Raw genomic sequence first — 18,898 nt, forward strand, 5'->3', positions numbered from 1 at the left:
ATGCCCCATCTTGGGCTATACTGTTTTCTATTATGAAAGCATCGCGCCAAGCCACCATCCATCGCGTTACAAGCGAAACCGATATCGCCATCACCCTTGATCTGGATGGATCCGGGCAGGCCGATATTCAGACCGGACTCGGTTTTTTCGATCATATGCTCACGGCATTAGCCAAACATGCCCTGTTCGATCTGAAAGTAACCGTAAAAGGTGACCTCTATATTGATGGTCATCATAGCGTTGAAGATACAGGCATTGCCATTGGCATGGCCCTAAAACAAGCTTTGGGGGACAAGCGTGGCGTGCGCCGTTTTGGCCATGCCCTTGTACCGTTGGATGAAGCTTTGTGCGAAGCTGTGGTTGACCTTTCCGGTCGGCCCTTTCTGGCATTTGATGCCACGTTTACGCGTGACCGCATTGGGGATCTGGACACCGAACTGGTGGAAGAATTTTTCCGAGCCTTTGCCATGTCCGCCATGCTCACACTGCACCTGACAGAAAAAGCTGGTAAAAATTGCCACCATATTGCCGAGGCCGCGTTCAAGGCACTTGCACGTGCATTGCGTATGGCTGTGGAACCAGACCCACGGGCGCAAGGCAGCATTCCTTCCACCAAAGGCGTGCTATAATTTTTTATACGGGTTAATAACCCAGCCCTGCCCGATACACCTGTTTTGCAGCGCTGGGCACAACCGAGAAAAACGCAAACCTGTCTGGGCTGCATGCACCTTATTATATTGGTCAGCAGAAATCAGACAGGGTCACCAGCAACAAGAGGGTTCCATGACCCAGCCTCTTTCCATCGCCGTTGTTGATTATGAAGGCGGCAATCTGGCGTCCGCTGCCCGTGCAGCCCTGCGGGCTGCTGAGCTTTCGGGAATTGCAGCCGATGTTGTTATCACCAACGAACCTGCGGCTGTCCTGCAAGCAGACCGTATCATCCTACCCGGGCAAGGCGCGTTTGCAGATTGCGCCCGTGGGCTGGAAGCTATCCCCGGCTTGAAAGATTCTATTCTGAACGCCACGGCCAATGGTACACCCTTTTTAGGTATTTGCGTTGGTATGCAGCTTATGGCTGAACGCGGGCGGGAACATGGTGTAACAGAAGGGTTTGGGTGGATTCCGGGGGAAATTACCCTCATGGAAGCCACTGGCCTGCGCCTTCCCCAAATGGGCTGGAACGAGCTGGAGCTTCATACACAACACCCTCTTACCCACGGCTTGGGTAAGGCGCCGCATGGATACTTTGTGCATTCCTACGCACTCCAAAATACTGCGGCAGATGTTCTGCTTGCCACCACAGATTATGGTGGCAACGTGCCTGCCATAGTGTGTAAGGGGAATGTTGCGGGTACACAGTTCCATGTTGAAAAAAGCCAGACAGTTGGCCTCAAGATTCTCGCCAATTTTCTGAGATGGGATCCGAAAGCTCCCGTATAATGACCCGGAACAAACGCGTTCAACGCATTCTGAACCTAGAAGAAGATGACCTTCAGGCCTTATGTGAAGCCGTAGATGCTTCCATTCTGGATGGTGGCGGCTTTGGCTGGCTTCAGCCACAAGGGCGGCAAGTGCTGGAGCGCTACTTCAAAGGCCTGCTGCTTGTGCCAGAACGTATGCTGTTTGTTATTCGGCATAACGGCGTGATTGTAGGATGTGCACAGCTTGTACGCAGCGCCCGTAATAATGAGCTGCAAGCCATGTGCGTTACTCTGGCACATTTGTTTATTGCGCCATACGCGCAGCGTCAGGGCCTCGGCACAGCCTTGTTGCACGAAGTGGAAAATGCAGCCCGCAGCATGGGCTTTCGGATTATGAATACCGAAGTGCCTGAAACACAGGATGGCGCCATTGCCCTCTTCCGTAAGGCAGGTTTTCTGCATTGGGGCACACACCCCCTCTATACCCGTTTGGGCGACACCTACCAGCGCGGTCTGTACTTCACCAAATCATTAGATACAGACCATCTCCCCCTTTCCTCTTCCTTTCAGCAAACGCGGCCTGAAACCATGACAACAGCACCCTCCATGCATCCCCTTACCCTTTACCCAGCCATTGATCTCAAGGATGGAGCCTGCGTGCGCTTACGCCGTGGAGAAATGGATGATGCCACTGTGTATTCAGACAACCCCGGTGCGCAGGCTCTTGCATGGGAGGCCGCAGGCTTTAAATGGCTGCATGTTGTAGATCTGAACGGTGCCTTTGCTGGACAATCTGAAAACGCAGATGCCGTACGTTCCATTGTGGAATCAACAGATATTCCCGTCCAGCTTGGTGGTGGCCTGCGGGACATGAAGGCTATTGAAGCATGGTTGGAAACCGGTATCAGCCGCGTTATTTTGGGCTCTGTTGCCGTAAAAAACCCCGCCCTTGTGCGTGAAGCCTGCCGTGCTTTCCCAGGCCGCATTGTTGCGGGCATTGATGCCCGATCTGGCCGCGTTGCAACCGAAGGTTGGGCCGAAGTTTCTGACATGCAGGCAACTGAATTGGCCCTCCGTATGCAGGAAGCTGGCGTTGCATCCATCATCTTCACGGAAATCAGCCGTGATGGCATGCTGGAGGGACTGGATGTGGAACAGACCGTTACATTGGCCAATACGGTTTCCATTCCCATTATTGCCAGCGGTGGCGTTGGCAGCATTGAGCATCTGATTGCTCTGCGGGAAGCCACGCAGGACGCTCCGGGCATTGAAGGCGTGATTGTGGGCCGCGCGTTGTATGATGGCCGCGTAACCCCAGCAGAAGCCCTGAAGGTATTAAGCTGATGCTGAAACTACGCGTTATTCCATGCCTGGATGTTAAAAACGGCAGAGTGGTCAAAGGCGTTAACTTCGTTTCCCTGCGCGATGCGGGAGACCCTGTTGAACAAGCCGCTGTTTACGATGCCGCTGGGGCTGATGAACTGACCTTTCTGGATATCACTGCCAGCCATGAAAACCGTGATACGATTCTAGAAGTTGTTAGCAAAACAGCCGAAAAAATCTTTCTGCCCCTTACAGTCGGAGGGGGGGTGCGCACAACGGATGATATGCGCCGCCTTCTGCTGGCAGGCGCAGACAAATGCGCCATGAACTCCGCCGCGGTCAACCGTCCTGAACTGGTCAATGAAGCAGCCAACAAATTTGGTAGCCAATGCGTTGTTGTTGCCATAGATGCCCGCCAGACAGCACCGGGGAAATGGGAAGTATTTACCCACGGTGGCCGCACTTCTACCGGGCGAGATGCCATAGACTGGTGCCGTGAGGTTGCAGAACGTGGCGCTGGGGAAATCCTACTCACCTCCATGGATCGGGATGGTACAGGAACAGGCTTCGATCTGGAACTTCTTAAAGCTGCAACACAGGCCGTAAGGCTTCCCATTGTTGCATCTGGCGGTGTGGGTAAGCTGGAACACTTTGTAGAAGGCGCCAAAGCCGGAGCAACAGGCCTTCTGGCAGCAAGTGTTTTCCATTTTGGCCAGTTCACTATTCCCCAGGTTAAAGCCGCATTGTCAGAAGCAGGCTTGCCGGTTCGTCCTTCCCCCGCCCCTTTTGCAGGTTAACCCGTATCATGACAAAAAAAGCACCTTCTAAAACAGAAGCAAAAACAGACACAAAATCCAAAAAGAATAAAGAGGTTCTTTCTCTTCCAGTAATTTCAGAAGCAGATATTTCCGTTCTAAACCGCCTTTACGATGTTGTGCAAAACCGCAAAGGCACAGATCCTTCCGTAAGCCACTCAGCCCGCCTGCTTTCCCGCGGCACTTACAAAATTGCCCAAAAGTTTGGGGAAGAGGCTGTAGAATGCCTGATTGAAGCCGTAGCCAGGCGTAAGGATCTGCTGATTGGTGAAAGTGCTGATGTACTCTACCATCTTATTGTTTTATGGGTAGATGCTGGCATTACCCCAGATCAGGTTTGGACAGAACTTCAGCGCCGTGAAGGCACAAGCGGTATTGCAGAAAAAGCCGCACGTTCCAAAACAACAAAATCTGTAAAGGAATAATCAGAAATGGCTGTAACAGGTAGAGGGCCATATGACCCGCAAAATGTTTTTGCAAAAATCCTTCGCGGTGAAATCCCCTGCAAGGCTATTTTTGAGAACGAATGGGTTCTGGCATTTTATGATATCGCGCCCAAGGCACCTGTTCATGTTTTGATTATTCCCAAAAACCCTTATGTTTCCTTTATGGATTTCAGCCAAACAGCACCCGCAGAAGAAATTGCAGGTGTTATGCGTGCTACAGGCCAGATTGCGCTTGATCTTGGATTGGAAGAAAACGGCTATCGGTTGATTACGAATGCGGGCCTCCATAGTGGGCAGGAAGTGCCTCACTTCCACATACATCTTCTTGGTGGAAAAGCATTGCCAGCCTTTCCGGCCTGATCTTTTGTTTCTTATCCAGACGGACATATCCCTATGACACCCATGGACATGCTTTTATCCCGTGCATCAACGGATCATCTTCAGGCTCCGGCACCATCTGAAGCGCAAATGGCCGAGGTTTTAGCTACCGCTATGCGGGCTCCAGATCACGGAAAGCTACGTCCATGGCGCTATGTTATTGTAAAAGATGATGCACGTTCGCTACTGGCTGAGCGTATTGTTACCAGTATGGTTCGACTTGACCCGGACGTACCCGAATTTAAAAAAGAAAAGCGCCTTAAAAGATTTTCCACAATTCCCATGACACTCGTTTTAGGCATGCATCTACGCCCAGAACATAAAATTCCTTTATGGGAACAGGAAATGACTGTAGCCGCAGGCGCCATGAACATCCTGAACGCACTGCATGCATTAGGATTTGGTGCAGTTTGGGTTTCTGGTGATGTTGTGAATGACCCTGTTCTTGCTGAAGAACTCGGCTTTCCTGCACCCCATAAATTAGCAGGTTTTTTGTTTATCGGCACGCCAGATACACCGCTTCCCACACCCAAGCGCCCAGACCCGGCTGAGTTTACCGCTACATGGCAAGGTCAGCCGGTAAATTTTGCAGCTGATGGAAAAACACCATGACACATATAACAGACGCCGTTGTTATTGGTGGTGGTCCGGTTGGGTTGGCAACAGCCCTTTCATTGGAAAAAATCGGCCTTTCTGTAACCTTACTAGAACGTTCTCCACTTCCTGTATGGGAAGAACCTTCCTTTGATGGTCGGGAAATAGCCCTTACACATTATTCTATGCGTATTCTTAAAGAATGCGAAGCATGGGATCATATCCCGCAAAGCGTTATCTGCCCCTTACGAGAAGCGCATGTGGAAACAGGACGTTTTCGCCATCCGCTTACATTTGATACAAATGGGCGTGGAGAAGAAGCTCTCGGCTGGCTCGTTTCCAACAACCACATTCGGCGTGCCCTCTTTGCCGCAGCAAGCGAGAAAGAACGTATTCACCTACAGCCACACACCAGCGTAGAAACAGTAAGGCAAGGCCAAGATTATGCCGCCGTCCATCACTCAGGCGGACAAATCAAGGCACGCCTTGTCGTTGGGGCTGATGGTCGCTTTTCTCCTACGCGCAGGCGCGCAGGTATTGGCGCTATTGTGCATGATTTCCACAAATCCATGCTGGTTTGCCGCATGGCGCATGAATCTCCCCATCACAACATCGCCCTGCAATGGTTTGATGAAGGACAGACGATAGCTTTGCTGCCAGTGAATGGCATGGCGTCCTCTTTGGTTCTTACGCTTCCTGCAAACGAAATACAGCGCCTGCTCGCAACACCGCGCGATGAATTCAATGCGGAAATTACCCAACGTGTTGGAGCTAGATTAGGACAAATGCGCCTTGTCAGCACACGCCATGCTTATCCACTTAAGGGTGTATATGCGCATCGCTTTGTAGGTCGGCGTTTAGCTTTGGTTGGAGATGCCGCCGTGGGGATGCATCCCATCACAGCACACGGTTTCAACCTGGGGTTGAAGGGGCAAGAAACGCTGGCACAATGCATTGGCGCAGCCTTTAACGCTCAGGCAGATGCCGGGAATGCACGCGCCTTGCAGCAGTATGAACGGCAACATAGGCGTGCAACTGCTTTGCTATTTGCCGGCACGAATGGCATAGCCTCCCTTTACACGCATGATGCGTTGCCATTTAAACCCATTAGGCAAGCGTGTATCCGGCTGGCAGACAGGTTTACGCCCTTTAAACAGGCAGTCACTACGCTTCTGATGGATAAAAAAACAACGGCTTGATTGTAAAAAGGCAGCCTAATTAGAGGCTGCCTTTTTTATTTTCACGTTCTAATTCACGTTCCAGCCACCCCATAATAACAGCAAGCACATAGGTCTGCTGTATTGGAGAAAGAGGCTGATGTTTTACGAAACCGTGCCATTTTTCCAAGCATGATCTACAACACGTGCCCGTAGCATGTTGCGCTACAAAAACAGGATGACCCTTCCATGGGGTTTGTTTGCCATCTTTTTTCGGATTTGCCGGAGCAAGGCGCCGAGCAATAAAGTCTCGTCCATGTTCAGCCACCACAGGCAAGCCTTTGTCTGTCAGATATGTCATATCCTGACAGTTTAAGTGAAACCTACTCCGAAAAGATGACCTTGCAAGCCGCTCCCACAAAGCGTCTGATACCGCAGGAAGCCTTTGCTCCTGCGGAAAAAGCTCACCCTGCTGCACTATTATGGTGTTCCTGAAAAGCAAAATACAACATTACAACAATGTGGCTATTGCTCATCTGTTTTTACAGGGGGAACAGGTGCCTGCGCAATGAGCTCCCCCTTACCAGTTGCAACACGAATATCTTGTTCACGGATCAACCAGTAAACAACACCCAAGGCCAAAACAGCCGCAGAAAACGCCAGCATCTCAGCAGGCCTTACTTCGTGCAGATCCAGAATAATAAACTTACGAGAAACAGCCAGAAGCGCGATGAGCACAATTGTACGTACACGCACCACATCCCGACTATGCGACAAACTGATACGCAGCGAACTTTTAAACTCCAGAGCAATAATCACCGTAAAAATATTGCCAAACACTTCCTGAAAAGCCGGCATGTTTGAAGCATCTATTTGCGATGACATCACCAGATACCAAACTTCCTTGGTAAGGTGCCATGTTGCAATGGTTGTAATAACCATGATCAGGCCAGTAAGAACCAGCATGATCAGAAGTTCAAATCCTTCATAAAGATTCATCTCGAAAAAGCTTTTCCGCAACCGCGATGCTTCACGAGAAAAAGGATCTTGGGATATCTGATTATGATCTGGACTGCTCATGTTTCTCTATACGTTTGGTAAAAAAGGATTTGCACTTCCTATCAGAATATTCTGAAGAAGTTTCAGTTATGATGATTATTCCCTTTTTTAACTTAATCCCAGAGGCTTCCATAAGGCGAGGAGCGTGAAATCCTCCCTTCGGTAAAACACATTCATCCTATGATAAGCCAGATACGCTTTCTGTTGTGGTCAAATAAATGATCGATATCAGGGCACAGACTCGCTGGCATTATGAGCGTAAGTGTATATGCCGCCACGATATAGGGCGCGCTGATAAGCAGGACGGTTATGAATACGATGCAAGAAGCCTCCTACATGAGGCCGATTGTCTGTTGCTCCAGCACGTGCGGTTGCTGCCTCCAGAGGAAAACTCATCTGGATATCCGCTGCGGTAAAGTTATTCCCAGCAAACCATTCATTTTCAGACAGGCTGTGTTCCCAATAATCCATATGCAATTTGAGCTGCGGATTTATAAACTGTGCCTGCGCTCCTTTTGAAATCAGAAAAGCAAACGGGCGGAAAGGTAAAGGTGCCTGTTTGGGCAGCATACCAAATATCAATTTGAGTAAAAGCGGTGGCATGGCAGACCCTTCCGCATAATGAAGCCAGTATATGAAGCGGATATATTCGGGTGTGTCACACGCCGGTGCCAGTCGGCCATGACCGTATTTATTGATAACGTATTCGATAATCGCTCCGCTTTCTGCCAACGTTACGTTTCCATCCGTATCTGTTATGACCGGAGCCTTGCCCAATGGATGAATGGCTTGCAGGGATTTGGGGGCCATCATGGTTTTAGGATCGCGTTTGTAAAACTGGATATCGTAGGGAAGGTCCAGTTCTTCCAGCAGCCACAGTACCCGTTGTGAACGGGAATTATCCAGATGATGCACGGTTATCATTACATGCGGCCCTTCTTTTAACTGAGATAAATCTCCCGCCCGGCCTTATCCGTCCTGATAGACTGGTTATGGCGTATAAGCCCCGGGGCAGAACTGATTATCAGCTAAAAGAAGAATTTTTGAACTTTAGTTCCCATGTGCCAACCGAGTACAGCAAGAATAATGGCAACATCCATTCCTTGCTTTCCCCTTTGCTATAAAAACACGTGGAAGCTTTTGGTAATAGAGGAACAAACCGCGCAAGCCGCTACAGGCAAAAAACCTCCAGCCCTGCCAGCAATGGCACTATCTGTTTCAAATAACTGCGGATTGAACTCGGAAGGCTGGGTTGCTTACCAGCCTTACACTTAAAAACCACCAAAAATTTTAGAAAAGATTGGTGGGCGCACAAGGGCTCGAACCTTGGACCCGCTGATTAAGAGTCAGTGGCGGTGAGATACCGTTAAGACGCAGGCAGATGCAAAGAGCCACAAAAACCCTTGTTTTCCCTCACATTACCGAACGGCTATGACGCAACGTGACGCAGCAAGCTGCACGGGTTACCTTTTCAAATGACTCCGGAGCGACTCCGGAAAAGTCTATCAGCGGGTGAGAGGGGAAAAACGGAGGGCGGCGCTACACCAAAAGCAGGTGTACAAGGTGTATAGGTGTAACACTCATAGATAATATACTGTTTTCCCTCAGTTTTTCCCTTCTCAGACTGCTACACCTCACGGTTTGGTGAGGTGTATAAGGTGTAGCAGAAGGTTCGGCATGAAGTTTACAAAATCGGGAATAGACGCCCTCACCTGCCCGCCGGGAAAGCGGGACGTGATGTTTACGGATGACGAGGTGAAGGGCTTTGCCATCCGGGTGAACGCAACCGGCAGCAAGACCTTTCTGTTCAACTACCGCTTTGGTGGTAAGGCCCGGAGGCTGGTGCTTGGCCAGTATGGGGAATTGACCCTCGCACATGCCCGCAAACTGGCAGAAGCCGCACGGGGTAAGGTTCTGGCGGGTGGTCACCCTGCCGAAGAGAAGAAAGCCGTTGCTCAGGCCTTCCAGCAGCAGGCCATAGAGGATGCCAGACAGGCTGCGGCCAATGCCCTCACGTTTGAAGCCCTCATAGACCGCTGGACCAGCAACGCTCTGCGGGACAGTAGCGCGAGCCACCGCACGGAAGCGCCGCGCCGCCTGCGGCTTAATTTTGCGGACATGCTGAACCGGCCAGCCCATGCCCTGACCGTGGCAGAAGTGCAGACCCGGTTGGATGACGTGGCGGAAAAGCACCCGACCACTGCCCGCCGCCTGCTGTCCTATGGCCGCGCTCTGTATAGCTGGGCGACAAAGCGCCAACTGGTAGAGGAAAACCCCTTTGCGCATGTGGTGGTAGAAGGCCGTGAGGTATCCCGTGACCGGGTGCTGACTAACGCCGAACTAGGCGCAGCATGGCAGGCCGCCTGCCAGATGCCCTATGCCTTTGGCCCGTTCTTCCGGCTGCTGGTTCTCACGCTCCAGCGCCGGAGTGAGGTTGCCGGGATGCGATGGGAAGAGATAACGCCAGATCTGACCACATGGACCATTCCGGCCAGCCGCACCAAGAATGGCAAAGAGCATATCGTCCACCTGTCCGAGCCTGCCCGGCAGGTTCTGGCCTCCCTGCACCGGCAGACTGACAGCAAAACCGGGGCCGTCTCTCCGTTTGTGTTCACCAATACGGGCCGGACGCCCATATCTGGCTTTTCTGATGGCAAAGAACGGCTGGAAGCCCTGATGGAACAGGCTACTAATGCCACCGGAGGGCGAAAAAACGCGGGAAAGAAACACTCCGCCCTGCCCGCAAGCGGCTGGCGGCTTCATGACCTGCGGCGCACGGGTGTGACCACAATGGCCCGTTTAGCCATTGGCCCCCATGTGGCTGATAAGGTGCTGAACCATACGGAGGGAGCCATAAGCGGCGTAGCCGCCGTATATCAGCGGCATGAGTTCCTGAAGGAACGGGCGGCGGCTTTGGATGCTTGGGCCGGGCATGTGCTGAGTGTGGCTTCCGCGACGGGAATCGAACCCACGGCAGGGAATGTCGTGCTTCTGCGGAGGTAAAGAAAAAGGGCCTCTGCAATTTTACAGAGGCCCTTACAAATACTGATCAGCCTATCAGGCTAGAAAACAGCACACCTCCCTTAATTTTCTTCAAAAGGCAGGTTTATTTGTCGTGCCGCGCTACGGTGCTGCATTACCTTCAAAATCTTGGTTTCGCTTCTCAGTCCGCCATCTGTCTGCCATTGCTGCACCAGCACCTTACAAACCAGAATATCTCCCTTAGCAAAGGAGATTTCGTTGCGGTCAACCTCGTCCAGAAACTCCTGATCTTCTATTGAAGCCCAGACTACATTCTGTCCGTCATTAAGCTTCCATTTTCCATCTTCGTTAAAAGAAAGACTTACAATGGAAAAAGCAGCCGTGCTTTCCATGTCGATAATCTTGTTATCGTCCGTTTCAGGGACAGAAAAAGAAGGCAAATCAGGTTTGGTGATATGAACCGGGGCCGTGTCTTTGGCTGTACCAGCTGGGCGGAGAGATAGGTTTGTGATCCCATTTCTTCCCAACGGTTTCACTGTATCAGCTATGGCCTTTCGGACCCTCACATCCCTGTATAGTTCGGCAAGCTGCACAGGAACCACAATGGTATCTCCTTCCGTAGAAAGAGAGTCAGGCGGAAACTCCAATGAAACATTGCCATCACGCAGAACAACAGCCTTTTTAACCTTCCGCCCTCGTGCAAACTGAAGCAAACCAAACAGGCCACCACCGATGCTCCCAGTTGCGCCTAAAAAGGTCCAGAGGTTGGAGAGAGCAGAAGCCCCATTGCCAGAAAGCAGGTCGCAAGCATGGGCGAAAAACCCTTGCACAAGATGCAAGTAAACCTCAAAGGAACCTTCGTTAAAGGCTTTAACCCTCACGGACACCTGAGATTTTTCACCATTGATGACGCGGTTTGCTTCTTCAAACAGCTTACCAAAAGCAAGGAGAGCCGGTGCCAGATCAGCTACAGCCATCTCGCCAGCTTCTAGAGCCGGTCCATCATAATTGATGCAGATGGTCTTTCCGCTCATTTCTTCGCTCACGGCTTTCCCTTACATATGATCAGCGCACAACAGACTGGATTTTACCAATTAAAAATTTGACGGCCTTTAAGCATGGCCTACGCGCGCTGTCTAACCAAGAAAAACTGAATAACTTTTTGAGGGATGCCCTCCGGTAAGCTTGCCCCCTCCTCACATCTAAGGAGGCCCCATAACCGGCGTTCCTCAGATGTGAGGAACGGGGTATCTTTACCAGTTTGGTGAGTCTTTAGGGATGCAGAAATTCCTGCATTGGGCGATGTGCGAATTTCCGGGATTTTTCCTTAATCGACTGACTGATTAACTTTCATGAAATGTGGCTCTCAAAGAACCATAAAATACTGCACCTAAATCGGCAGGATCATTTGTAATGGTAGCAATAGAATTGCTTGAAATTATACGGACTGAAATAGTATAATTATTTCCCATTCTATTCATATGCTTCATTTTAATCGGAGGGGTACATGGTTTTCCGTTATCTTCCCAAGTTATAATTTCAACCGGAATTGCATTATTAGGTTTTTTATCCAACCACATACAATATTTGCGACCATTAACGACGCGATTAGCATTAGTCGCTCGTTTTTTTCCAGGACATCCAGTCATAATATTACCTCAACAATTATGGTTTCAATCTAACCCCAGCCCCTCCACCATTCTCAGGGATAAACTCAACCCCTGCGGCTTCTAAGGCAGAACAGATAGCTTCTATCGTGCTCGGTTTCAGTTCCTCGCCTCTTTCAAGTCGGGCGATAGTATCAGGTGAAACGCCAGCCTCTTTTGCTAGATCACGGACTCCCCAGCCAATAGCAGCACGGGCCATTTTACATTGAACAGCTAACAAAATCCGAACCCTGATACGATTTTTTAATTGCAGATTTATCGTAACTATGTTCGGATAATAGGGCAATGCAATTTGCGGCCAAATGGGGAGCTTGGACCCTCCCACACTTGGCCTAACCGCAACCGCTCGCACTAGGAGACGGTAATGGCTGAACGCGCCTATACCATGCCCGGCACACGCTGGGCAGTGCTTACACCTGCTCGCCTGCATGGCGATGCTCTGGCCGCCTTTGCAGCGGCTGGCCTTTCTCTGCTGGCTCTGGCTGGCTTCCTGCACCCTGAACACCTGCGCCGTCCCTCCGGAGGGGGCGCAAGCCACACACACCACCTCAGCAGCCCTCACACTGTTCTGGTGGCTTCTGCGACTTATGGGGCGGAACCAGCACGATGATAACTTCGCATAAAATCCCGGTAAGGCTCGGTGACAAAGAAAGACCTTTACCGCCTTTCCCATGGCCGCTTACGCCTAAGCCATCGTGTCGGTTCACTTATTCCGCTATTTGGGGGCTATCTTAATGAACCGAGCCACCTTCACGCGCCGGGTCGCCTTAACTTCTGTCTGTGCCTTGGCGGCTGAGGCTACTGTTGGCTTTGCCGCCCTCAAATTGTCAGCCACAACCGACAAGGATTCTGCTCTATTTGCGCTTTCTGACGCATTCTGGCGGGTCCACAATGAAATATGGTCTGCTGATTATCTGGCAGAACACGAATATGGCTCTCCCGAACAGAAGAGGTTAGAGGCCAAGCTAGAGCAGCTTTGCCAGCAGGAAGGTCTGCTTGTGAAGCAGCTTGCCCAAGTCCCTGCCCGCACTCAGCCCGGCCTGAAAGCCAAGGCTGCTATCCTGCAAAGCCTGCTGCCAGACATAATGCGCGATTGCTACTTGTCCGATGACTCCGGAGAGTTCCTGCTTGTCATGAGCCTTCTGGATGATCTGACCGGAGGGGCTCAGATATGAACAGGCCCTCCGTTTCCCGCCGTGGCGTTCTGGGGGCGTCTCTCGCTGCCACGGCTGCTGCTGTTCCTGCTGTGGCTTCTTCCTGCCCTGCTCCGGGGCCGGGGCCGGACGCCCTGCTTATGGATGTGCTGGCCCGATACTGGCAGGCAGAACGCGCCATCCTCGCTATGGAGGCCGTGCCTGAACCCTCTTTAACGGCTCCGGAGTATCCCGCATGGGAATCTAAGTTTGACGCCCTGATAGCCAGCCGTGCGCAGGCAATAGGCCAGATGGCGGATATACGCGCCATGACGCCGGAGGACAGACGCAGCAAAGCTCAGATAGTTGAACGCTGCCTGCCGTCCAGTGTGCGCTGGGGTGATGGCGGTTTGGATACTCCTGAAATCCGGCTGGCCTTGTCTCTGGCGCGGGATGTGAATGTATAAAATACCGTCATAGAAAAGGATAATTAATTGATGAAAAATTGTTGGTGTTTTCGGCCAGTCTGGTTTTTAAGCTGAAAACAGCAGAAGGGAACGGTCGTGAATACCTATAAAAAAGGTCAAGTCGTCTATGCAATCTGGAACACGTTCGGCAATGCCACGTGTGGTATCGATCTGCAAAAACCAGATAAAAAGCTTGGCAACCGGATTGATAAACTTCTGTCAGCAGGGCTGTTACCTGATGCAGAAAGAGGTGGTGGACCGGGTAAAGATAATGGTTTTACAGAAGAACAAGTTTTCCTAATCACATTGGCTTTAATCCTTATGGATATGGGCCAAGGTCTATGGGCTGCTGCTTTCTTTATTCATCATACTCATGATAGCCTGCTGAACAAATATGCTGAAATTAGACGAAATCCACCATCTCATATTGCTGAAAAAGATCCTGATGAGAAAATGGTTTATCTCATGTTCCAATATCGGGACTTAAAAGAGTTCTATCCTAATATCACAAAGAGAAAAGTCGAAGGGTGGCGAGGATCATCCTATCCTCCCATAGTCCTCAATCCTCGCTATGCCACCGGCATGGAAGGAATAAGAGAATCTCTTAAATTTTACATACAACGTGGAAGGCAGTGCCACGCAGAAATAATAGAGATTGCAAAAATGTCTTCCCTTTTACTTCATAACTTGAAGTCTGCCCCAATCCCGAAACGTGGTCGCCCTAAGTGATCATTTCCCATAAACATCAACAAATTTGATGGTCAATATGAAACAGCCTCATCCTCTTATCAATTCAACCGATGAAATCCGTATCTACTCTGAAAAGCAGGCTGCGGAATTTCTTTGTATGTCGCGAAGGACTTTGCAAAACATGCGCCGGGATGGCGGCGGTCCTGCTTTTGTTAAAATCTCTGAACGGCGTGTCGGCTATACCCTGTCAGCCCTCCGAACATGGGTTTCTTCCCGCTCTGTGCGCTCGACTGCTGATGCAACCGTCCGCTTTGGAGGAGCAGCATGAATACCGCTCTAATGCCTCTGGCTTTTGATTTTGAAGGTCATGCAGTCCGCACCATTAATCGTGATGGTGAGCCTTGGTGGGTTTTGGTGGATCTGTGTGCCGTGCTGGAACTTGGTTCTCCTCACAAAGCAGCAGATCGTCTGGACGATGATGAAAAGGGGCGGACTATTATTCCGACCCTTGGCGGTCCACAAGAAATGACCGTCATTAACGAGTCCGGCCTTTTTTCCCTTATTCTCACTAGTCGTAAACCCGCTGCCAAACGGTTCAAGAAATGGGTTACGGCGGTGGTGCTGCCTTCCCTCCGGAGGACAGGCTCGTTTAGTGTTGAGGCAGCCATTCTTGCCAGTCAGAACGCGGTAAAGGTTCTTACGCCTAAAGCGCAAGCGTATCACCAGTTGGCCTGCATGGATGGCCTGCACACTCTGACAGACGCTGCAAAGCTATGTGGGATGCCTCGTGACCGTTTTATAAGCACGCTGGAAGCCGTCGGATGGATATACCGCCCCGGTGGGTCTGGTCGCTTGCAAGGCAAAGCTGACAAGATCAAAGCAGGTTTCCTGACGCACAAGTATCACGAAACCAGAGACCATGATGGACACTTGAAGGAACGCTCTCAGGTTGTCGTGACTGACCGGGGCGTAGCTAGGTTGCGGATTGTCCTCACTCGTCTTGAAAACGCCATGCTTGAAGGAGACGCGGCATGATTGCGGCTCTGTTCTGCGGAGGGGTTAAAACCTTCGCCATTCTTGGCCTGCTGAACCCTCCGGAAGGCTTAGGCCTCAATACGGTGGAACGTGTGGCTTTTCGGGCTGCGGCTGATGAACTGATGCTTTCCACAGAAAGTGCCCTGTATGCTGATACACACCCGGCTCTGCATGATGCCGCCAGTATCGTAAACAAGCGGGAATTCTGGTTCTGGCAGGTCGGGTTTGCAAAGCCTGTCATGGGGCACGCTCCACGTAGGCAGGAAATATGCCTCGCCGCACCTGCCAGCATGGGTGCGCTGTGGCTACGTCAAAATCTGAACCATGCAGATTTACCGAAGCTCCCCCCAGACCGCAACGGCACGGAACTGGATGCTCGGGATTTGCTGGAAGGCTTTCGGGGGGCTTGTGACCATTCTCTCTATGAGGCTGAGCAAGATTTCCTGAACGGCAATCAGGATTTTCAGGTCCTTCCAATCTGGAAAGATGCTGCTGAAGCATGGAAAGCCGTGCGCTCTCTGGGGGCAATCCTGCTTCTGACAACCCCTCCGCCGCGTCTGGAACCTCGTGTCATTTCGTCAGGAATCGCAGACCATGCGGCGGCCTAGCGCCTCCGAATTGGCCCGCCTTCTGGCTGACCATATCAGCCGCCTTGCGCCGGAACTGCTGCCACATGGCAAAAAGGACGGCGTAGAGTGGCGCGTGGGCAGTCTGGCCGGAGAACCGGGGCAATCCCTTGCCGTGCGTCTCTCCGGCGCACGGCGGGGCGTATGGGCGGATTTCTCCAGCGGTGAGCGTGGCGATGCTCTGGACCTTGTGGCGGCCAGCCTGTTTGGTGGTGACCGTAAGCAGGCTATGGCATGGGCCTCTCACTGGCTGGGGCTGAGTGAAACTACAAACGCTGCCCCTATCCAACGCCGTGCCGTTCAAGAAAAACTGAATAACTCTCAGGAACTGGACAAAGAAGCACAGCAGCGGAGGGCCAAGGCTCGCCGGTTATGGATGGACACCCCAGCCGGAATAGCTGGCACACCTGTTGAAGCCTATCTGGCAGGGCGTGGCATAGGCCTCCGGGCATTGGGCCGCGCTCCGGGTGCCTTGCGGTTTCATCCTGCCGTCTGGTGTGCGGAGGTGCGTAAACCCCTCCCCGCCATGCTGGCCGCAATCTGCGGACCTACAGGAAAGCTGGTGGCCGTGCATCGCACATGGCTGGCGCAATCGCCCTCCGGCACATGGGCCAAGGCTGATCTTCAAAACGCAAAGAAAGTTCTTGGTGGTTTTTCGGGTGGTTGCATCCGCCTCTGGCGTGGGGCTTCCGGCAAGGCGCTGGATTTAGCACCGGCAGGGGATGTAGCGATTGTTGCCGAGGGCATAGAAACCGCTTTGTCCTGTGCCATCGCCTGCCCGGAACATAGGGTTCTTTCTGCTGTCAGCCTCAGCAACATGGCCGCCATGAAACTTCCCGACACACTCACGGAAATTATCGTCGCAGCAGATAACGATACCGGCAATGCCTCCGCACGGAAGGCGCTGGATGCTGCACTCTCACAATTCGCAAAGCAGGGCCGCACTGTTCGGCTCGCTATGCCTGAAATACAGGGGCAGGACTGGAATAATGTCCTGACACATCATGACAAAGACACAGGGCCAGAACGGTCGTGACGGTGTGCGGGCAGGCCTGACCTCCGCCAAAATTGTTTCTCTGCCCGGCGCGAAAAGCAAAGCATCCGGCAAACGGATAGAGTCTCAGTGCGGCCGGTTTTTCTGTGACGCTCACGGGCTGTTCCGGAAGGCAGCGGACAACAGCAAAACAGACATGAAGCTTTCCGGGCCTGTCTGGATCATAGCTGAAACACGCGGGGCAGACGGTAAAGGCTGGGGCATTTTGCTCGGCTGGACAGACCGGGACGGCCAGCAGCATGAACAGGCCTTTCCTCGCGCCATGTTCGCGGGTGACTGTGCGGAACTGCGGAGCCAGTTAGCAGACGGAGGCCTTACCCTTCAGGCAGGTTCAGCCGCGAAAGCCGCTTTTGCAGACTGGCTGGCTTCCATCGCCACAGAAGAACGCGCGTTTTCCGTCAACCGGATAGGCTGGCACACTCTGAACGGTGGCAAGGTTTACGTGCTGCCAGATGCAACCTACGGAAACCTGAAAGAGCGGGTTGTTCTGCAAACCTCCGAACAGGAAACAAACCTTTTTGGCGTATCTGGCTCTGCGGAAGACTGGAAAAGCAATATCGGCCAGTTCTGCAAAGGAAACTCACGCCTTGTCCTGGCAGTATCCACCGCTTTTGCCGCCCCGTTGCTGGGAGTGCTGGGGCTGGATGGCGGTGGCGTCTCATTTGTGGGTGCATCCCGTGCAGGGAAATCCACAGCCCTTGTGGTTGCATGCAGTGTGTGCGGAGGGACACCAGAAGGCGGAGCCAAGGGGTATGCCCGGTCATGGCGTTCTACTGGTAACGGTATGGAAAGTGTGGCCTCGGCAAGCTGTGATGCCCTGCTGGTAATGGATGAAATCGGCCAGCTAGACCCGAAAGAAATTGGTGACGTGGCCTATATGCTCGCCAACGGACAGGGCAAGATGCGGGCCAGTCGGACGGGTGGTTCACGGTCTACCTCCCTCTTTCGGATACTGTTTCTCTCAACTGGTGAAAAAACACTGGATGATCTGAATAAGGAATCTGGCAAAAGCACCAAAGCCGGGCAGGAAGTGCGGTTTGTGGATGTGCCAGCCGATGCTGGAGCCGGTATGGGGTTATTTGAAGAGACACACCATTGCGACACCCCCGGAGAATTTGCGGACTATCTGGCAAATGCCTGCGGGCAATTCTATGGCGCGCCCTTCCGGACCTTTATGGAGCGTCTGGCAGACCGCATGGCAGCAGAGGGCGTGAGAGGATTCCGTGAAACCCTGCTGGCACGGATGGACACCATAGCAACCGCCTATCTGCAAAACTGGCCAAAGGCTTCCGGGCAGGTGCGCTCTGTAGCACGGCGCTTTGCCATGATTGCTCTGGCCGGAGAACTGGCCACAGAGTTTGACCTGACCGGCTGGGACCGTGACACGCCGGAAGTGCTGGTCGGCCTGTGCTTTGCCGACTGGCTACGGCTACGCGGCACAGCAGGCCGGAGGGAGGACGAACAGGCCATCCAGAAGCTACGGGACTTCATTTCCCGCAATGCGTCTGCCCGATTTGAGGACTGGATAGATAAGTCAGCCGAGGAACAACCTCAGAGCGGAGAGAATGGCGAGCCACCAAAAGAACGCTACCGCACAATGAACCGGGCTGGCTGGCGGCGTTGGGTCAAAGCTCCGGATGGCCGATACGTGTGGCTTTACCTGCTGACCTCTGATGGCATGAATGAAGCCCTGAATGGCGTGTCCGCACGGGACGCCAAGCAAATGCTTGTTGATCGTGGCCTGTTAATTAAGGCCAAGGATGGCAAGTTCTCAGAGCTCTTACGCCCTCCGGGTCAGGGGCAAGTCAGACTCTACCAAGTGCATCACGATATTCTGGCAGTTGCCACGGGCGACAGATGAGCCGGACAGGCCGGAGGGTCATCACTGCCCTCCGTGCTTTCCGTTCCACGCTCGCCATGCGTTTTGGGAATGGCTTGTCGTGTTCCATTAGGGCAAGGCCTATTGGGACAAACAATGTGGAACACTTTCCTACCTGTTTTTTGTTCCAATAGGGTTGTTTTTAGAATTTTGGGACGATAAAGGTCTAGGG

24 protein-coding genes are annotated in these 18,898 nt (G+C 52.2%); 18 read left to right on the top strand and 6 right to left on the bottom strand.

Annotated features, from left to right (window positions below; translation table 11 throughout):
* The first annotated feature begins 32 nt into the window (after positions 1–32).
* The 8 genes from hisB to ubiM all read left to right on the top strand — a co-directional run bounded on the left by hisB (position 33) and on the right by ubiM (position 6,176).
* Entirely contained in the window at positions 33–629 is a 597-nt protein-coding gene (hisB, locus tag DS739_RS12865) for an imidazoleglycerol-phosphate dehydratase HisB (RefSeq protein WP_006115677.1), read from the top strand.
* A 154-nt stretch (positions 630–783) separates the two neighbouring features.
* Complete coding sequence (hisH, locus tag DS739_RS12870) at positions 784–1,440, top strand: imidazole glycerol phosphate synthase subunit HisH (protein ID WP_006115678.1); 657 nt, start codon at positions 784–786, stop codon at positions 1,438–1,440.
* The gene (hisA, locus tag DS739_RS12875; protein WP_035353000.1) at positions 1,440–2,765 is read left to right on the top strand and encodes a 1-(5-phosphoribosyl)-5-[(5-phosphoribosylamino)methylideneamino]imidazole-4-carboxamide isomerase; all 1,326 of its coding nucleotides are present in this window, start codon (positions 1,440–1,442) and stop codon (positions 2,763–2,765) included. Before hisH ends, hisA begins: the two co-directional genes overlap by 1 nt.
* Complete coding sequence (gene hisF, locus DS739_RS12880; protein WP_006115680.1) at positions 2,765–3,541, top strand: imidazole glycerol phosphate synthase subunit HisF; 777 nt, start codon at positions 2,765–2,767, stop codon at positions 3,539–3,541. Before hisA ends, hisF begins: the two co-directional genes overlap by 1 nt.
* An 8-nt stretch (positions 3,542–3,549) precedes the next feature.
* A complete protein-coding gene (locus tag DS739_RS12885) occupies positions 3,550–3,984 on the top strand; it encodes a phosphoribosyl-ATP diphosphatase (RefSeq protein WP_006115681.1) in 435 nt (144 codons plus the stop codon).
* Between the two features lie 6 nt (positions 3,985–3,990).
* Positions 3,991–4,365, top strand: a complete 375-nt coding sequence (locus DS739_RS12890) for a histidine triad nucleotide-binding protein (protein ID WP_006115683.1) — start codon at positions 3,991–3,993, stop codon at positions 4,363–4,365.
* Between the two features lie 33 nt (positions 4,366–4,398).
* Entirely contained in the window at positions 4,399–4,995 is a 597-nt protein-coding gene (locus tag DS739_RS12895; protein WP_006115684.1) for a nitroreductase, read from the top strand.
* Positions 4,992–6,176 carry a 5-demethoxyubiquinol-8 5-hydroxylase UbiM gene (gene ubiM / locus DS739_RS12900; RefSeq protein ID WP_006115685.1) on the top strand — a complete coding sequence of 395 codons (1,185 nt, stop codon included), beginning with the start codon at positions 4,992–4,994 and terminating at the stop codon, positions 6,174–6,176. The genes DS739_RS12895 and ubiM overlap by 4 nt, the downstream gene beginning before the upstream one ends.
* Positions 6,177–6,195: 19 nt before the next feature.
* Here ubiM and DS739_RS12905 read toward each other — a convergent pair whose 3' ends face one another.
* From DS739_RS12905 to DS739_RS12915, 3 genes are all read right to left on the bottom strand, one after another.
* Positions 6,196–6,612 carry a DUF4186 domain-containing protein gene (locus DS739_RS12905; protein WP_035352998.1) on the bottom strand — a complete coding sequence of 139 codons (417 nt, stop codon included), beginning with the start codon at positions 6,610–6,612 and terminating at the stop codon, positions 6,196–6,198.
* A 47-nt stretch (positions 6,613–6,659) separates the two neighbouring features.
* Complete coding sequence (locus DS739_RS12910) at positions 6,660–7,214, bottom strand: phosphate-starvation-inducible PsiE family protein (RefSeq protein ID WP_006115687.1); 555 nt, start codon at positions 7,212–7,214, stop codon at positions 6,660–6,662.
* Positions 7,215–7,421: 207 nt separating this feature from the next.
* Entirely contained in the window at positions 7,422–8,117 is a 696-nt protein-coding gene (locus DS739_RS12915) for a glutathione S-transferase (RefSeq protein ID WP_006115688.1), read from the bottom strand.
* A 753-nt stretch (positions 8,118–8,870) separates the two neighbouring features.
* On the opposite strand from DS739_RS12915, the gene DS739_RS12925 reads away from it, so the two are divergent.
* Positions 8,871–10,196, top strand: a complete 1,326-nt coding sequence (locus DS739_RS12925) for a site-specific integrase (protein ID WP_035352991.1) — start codon at positions 8,871–8,873, stop codon at positions 10,194–10,196.
* 80 nt (positions 10,197–10,276) lie between these two features.
* Here the strand turns inward: DS739_RS12925 and DS739_RS12930 are convergent, their stop codons facing one another.
* The 3 genes from DS739_RS12930 to DS739_RS12935 all read right to left on the bottom strand — a co-directional run bounded on the left by DS739_RS12930 (position 10,277) and on the right by DS739_RS12935 (position 12,041).
* Positions 10,277–11,221, bottom strand: a complete 945-nt coding sequence (locus tag DS739_RS12930) for a hypothetical protein (protein WP_006115690.1) — start codon at positions 11,219–11,221, stop codon at positions 10,277–10,279.
* Positions 11,222–11,518: 297 nt separating this feature from the next.
* Positions 11,519–11,824 carry a hypothetical protein gene (locus DS739_RS14215; protein WP_139018855.1) on the bottom strand — a complete coding sequence of 102 codons (306 nt, stop codon included), beginning with the start codon at positions 11,822–11,824 and terminating at the stop codon, positions 11,519–11,521.
* 16 nt (positions 11,825–11,840) lie between these two features.
* A complete protein-coding gene (locus DS739_RS12935) occupies positions 11,841–12,041 on the bottom strand; it encodes a helix-turn-helix transcriptional regulator (protein ID WP_035352988.1) in 201 nt (66 codons plus the stop codon).
* 165 nt (positions 12,042–12,206) lie between these two features.
* Here DS739_RS12935 and DS739_RS12940 point away from each other — a divergent pair, with 165 nt between their 5' ends.
* The 9 genes from DS739_RS12940 (at position 12,207) to DS739_RS12980 (ending at position 18,708) form a co-directional block, all read left to right on the top strand.
* Positions 12,207–12,452 carry a hypothetical protein gene (locus tag DS739_RS12940; RefSeq protein WP_006115691.1) on the top strand — a complete coding sequence of 82 codons (246 nt, stop codon included), beginning with the start codon at positions 12,207–12,209 and terminating at the stop codon, positions 12,450–12,452.
* Between the two features lie 124 nt (positions 12,453–12,576).
* The gene (locus DS739_RS12945) at positions 12,577–13,017 is read left to right on the top strand and encodes a hypothetical protein (protein ID WP_139018856.1); all 441 of its coding nucleotides are present in this window, start codon (positions 12,577–12,579) and stop codon (positions 13,015–13,017) included.
* On the top strand, positions 13,014–13,442 hold the full coding sequence (locus DS739_RS12950) for a twin-arginine translocation signal domain-containing protein (protein ID WP_006115693.1): 429 nt from the start codon (positions 13,014–13,016) through the stop codon (positions 13,440–13,442). Before DS739_RS12945 ends, DS739_RS12950 begins: the two co-directional genes overlap by 4 nt.
* A gap of 96 nt (positions 13,443–13,538) precedes the next feature.
* Positions 13,539–14,171 (top strand): hypothetical protein, encoded by a 633-nt coding sequence (locus DS739_RS12955; protein WP_035352982.1) that lies wholly within the window; start codon positions 13,539–13,541, stop codon positions 14,169–14,171.
* A gap of 37 nt (positions 14,172–14,208) precedes the next feature.
* Positions 14,209–14,460 carry an AlpA family transcriptional regulator gene (locus DS739_RS12960; protein WP_050793105.1) on the top strand — a complete coding sequence of 84 codons (252 nt, stop codon included), beginning with the start codon at positions 14,209–14,211 and terminating at the stop codon, positions 14,458–14,460.
* Complete coding sequence (locus DS739_RS12965) at positions 14,457–15,167, top strand: phage antirepressor Ant (protein ID WP_006115695.1); 711 nt, start codon at positions 14,457–14,459, stop codon at positions 15,165–15,167. Before DS739_RS12960 ends, DS739_RS12965 begins: the two co-directional genes overlap by 4 nt.
* A complete protein-coding gene (locus tag DS739_RS12970) occupies positions 15,164–15,775 on the top strand; it encodes a hypothetical protein (RefSeq protein ID WP_035352979.1) in 612 nt (203 codons plus the stop codon). The genes DS739_RS12965 and DS739_RS12970 overlap by 4 nt, the downstream gene beginning before the upstream one ends.
* A complete protein-coding gene (locus tag DS739_RS12975; protein ID WP_035352976.1) occupies positions 15,762–16,829 on the top strand; it encodes a toprim domain-containing protein in 1,068 nt (355 codons plus the stop codon). The genes DS739_RS12970 and DS739_RS12975 overlap by 14 nt, the downstream gene beginning before the upstream one ends.
* Positions 16,798–18,708, top strand: coding sequence for a DUF927 domain-containing protein (locus DS739_RS12980; protein ID WP_006115697.1), 1,911 nt, complete (start codon positions 16,798–16,800; stop codon positions 18,706–18,708). The genes DS739_RS12975 and DS739_RS12980 overlap by 32 nt, the downstream gene beginning before the upstream one ends.
* Positions 18,709–18,898 lie beyond the last annotated feature (190 nt).

The organism is Acetobacter sp. JWB (genome assembly GCF_003323795.1).
GTDB classification, from domain to species: Bacteria; Pseudomonadota; Alphaproteobacteria; order Acetobacterales; family Acetobacteraceae; genus Acetobacter; species Acetobacter oryzifermentans.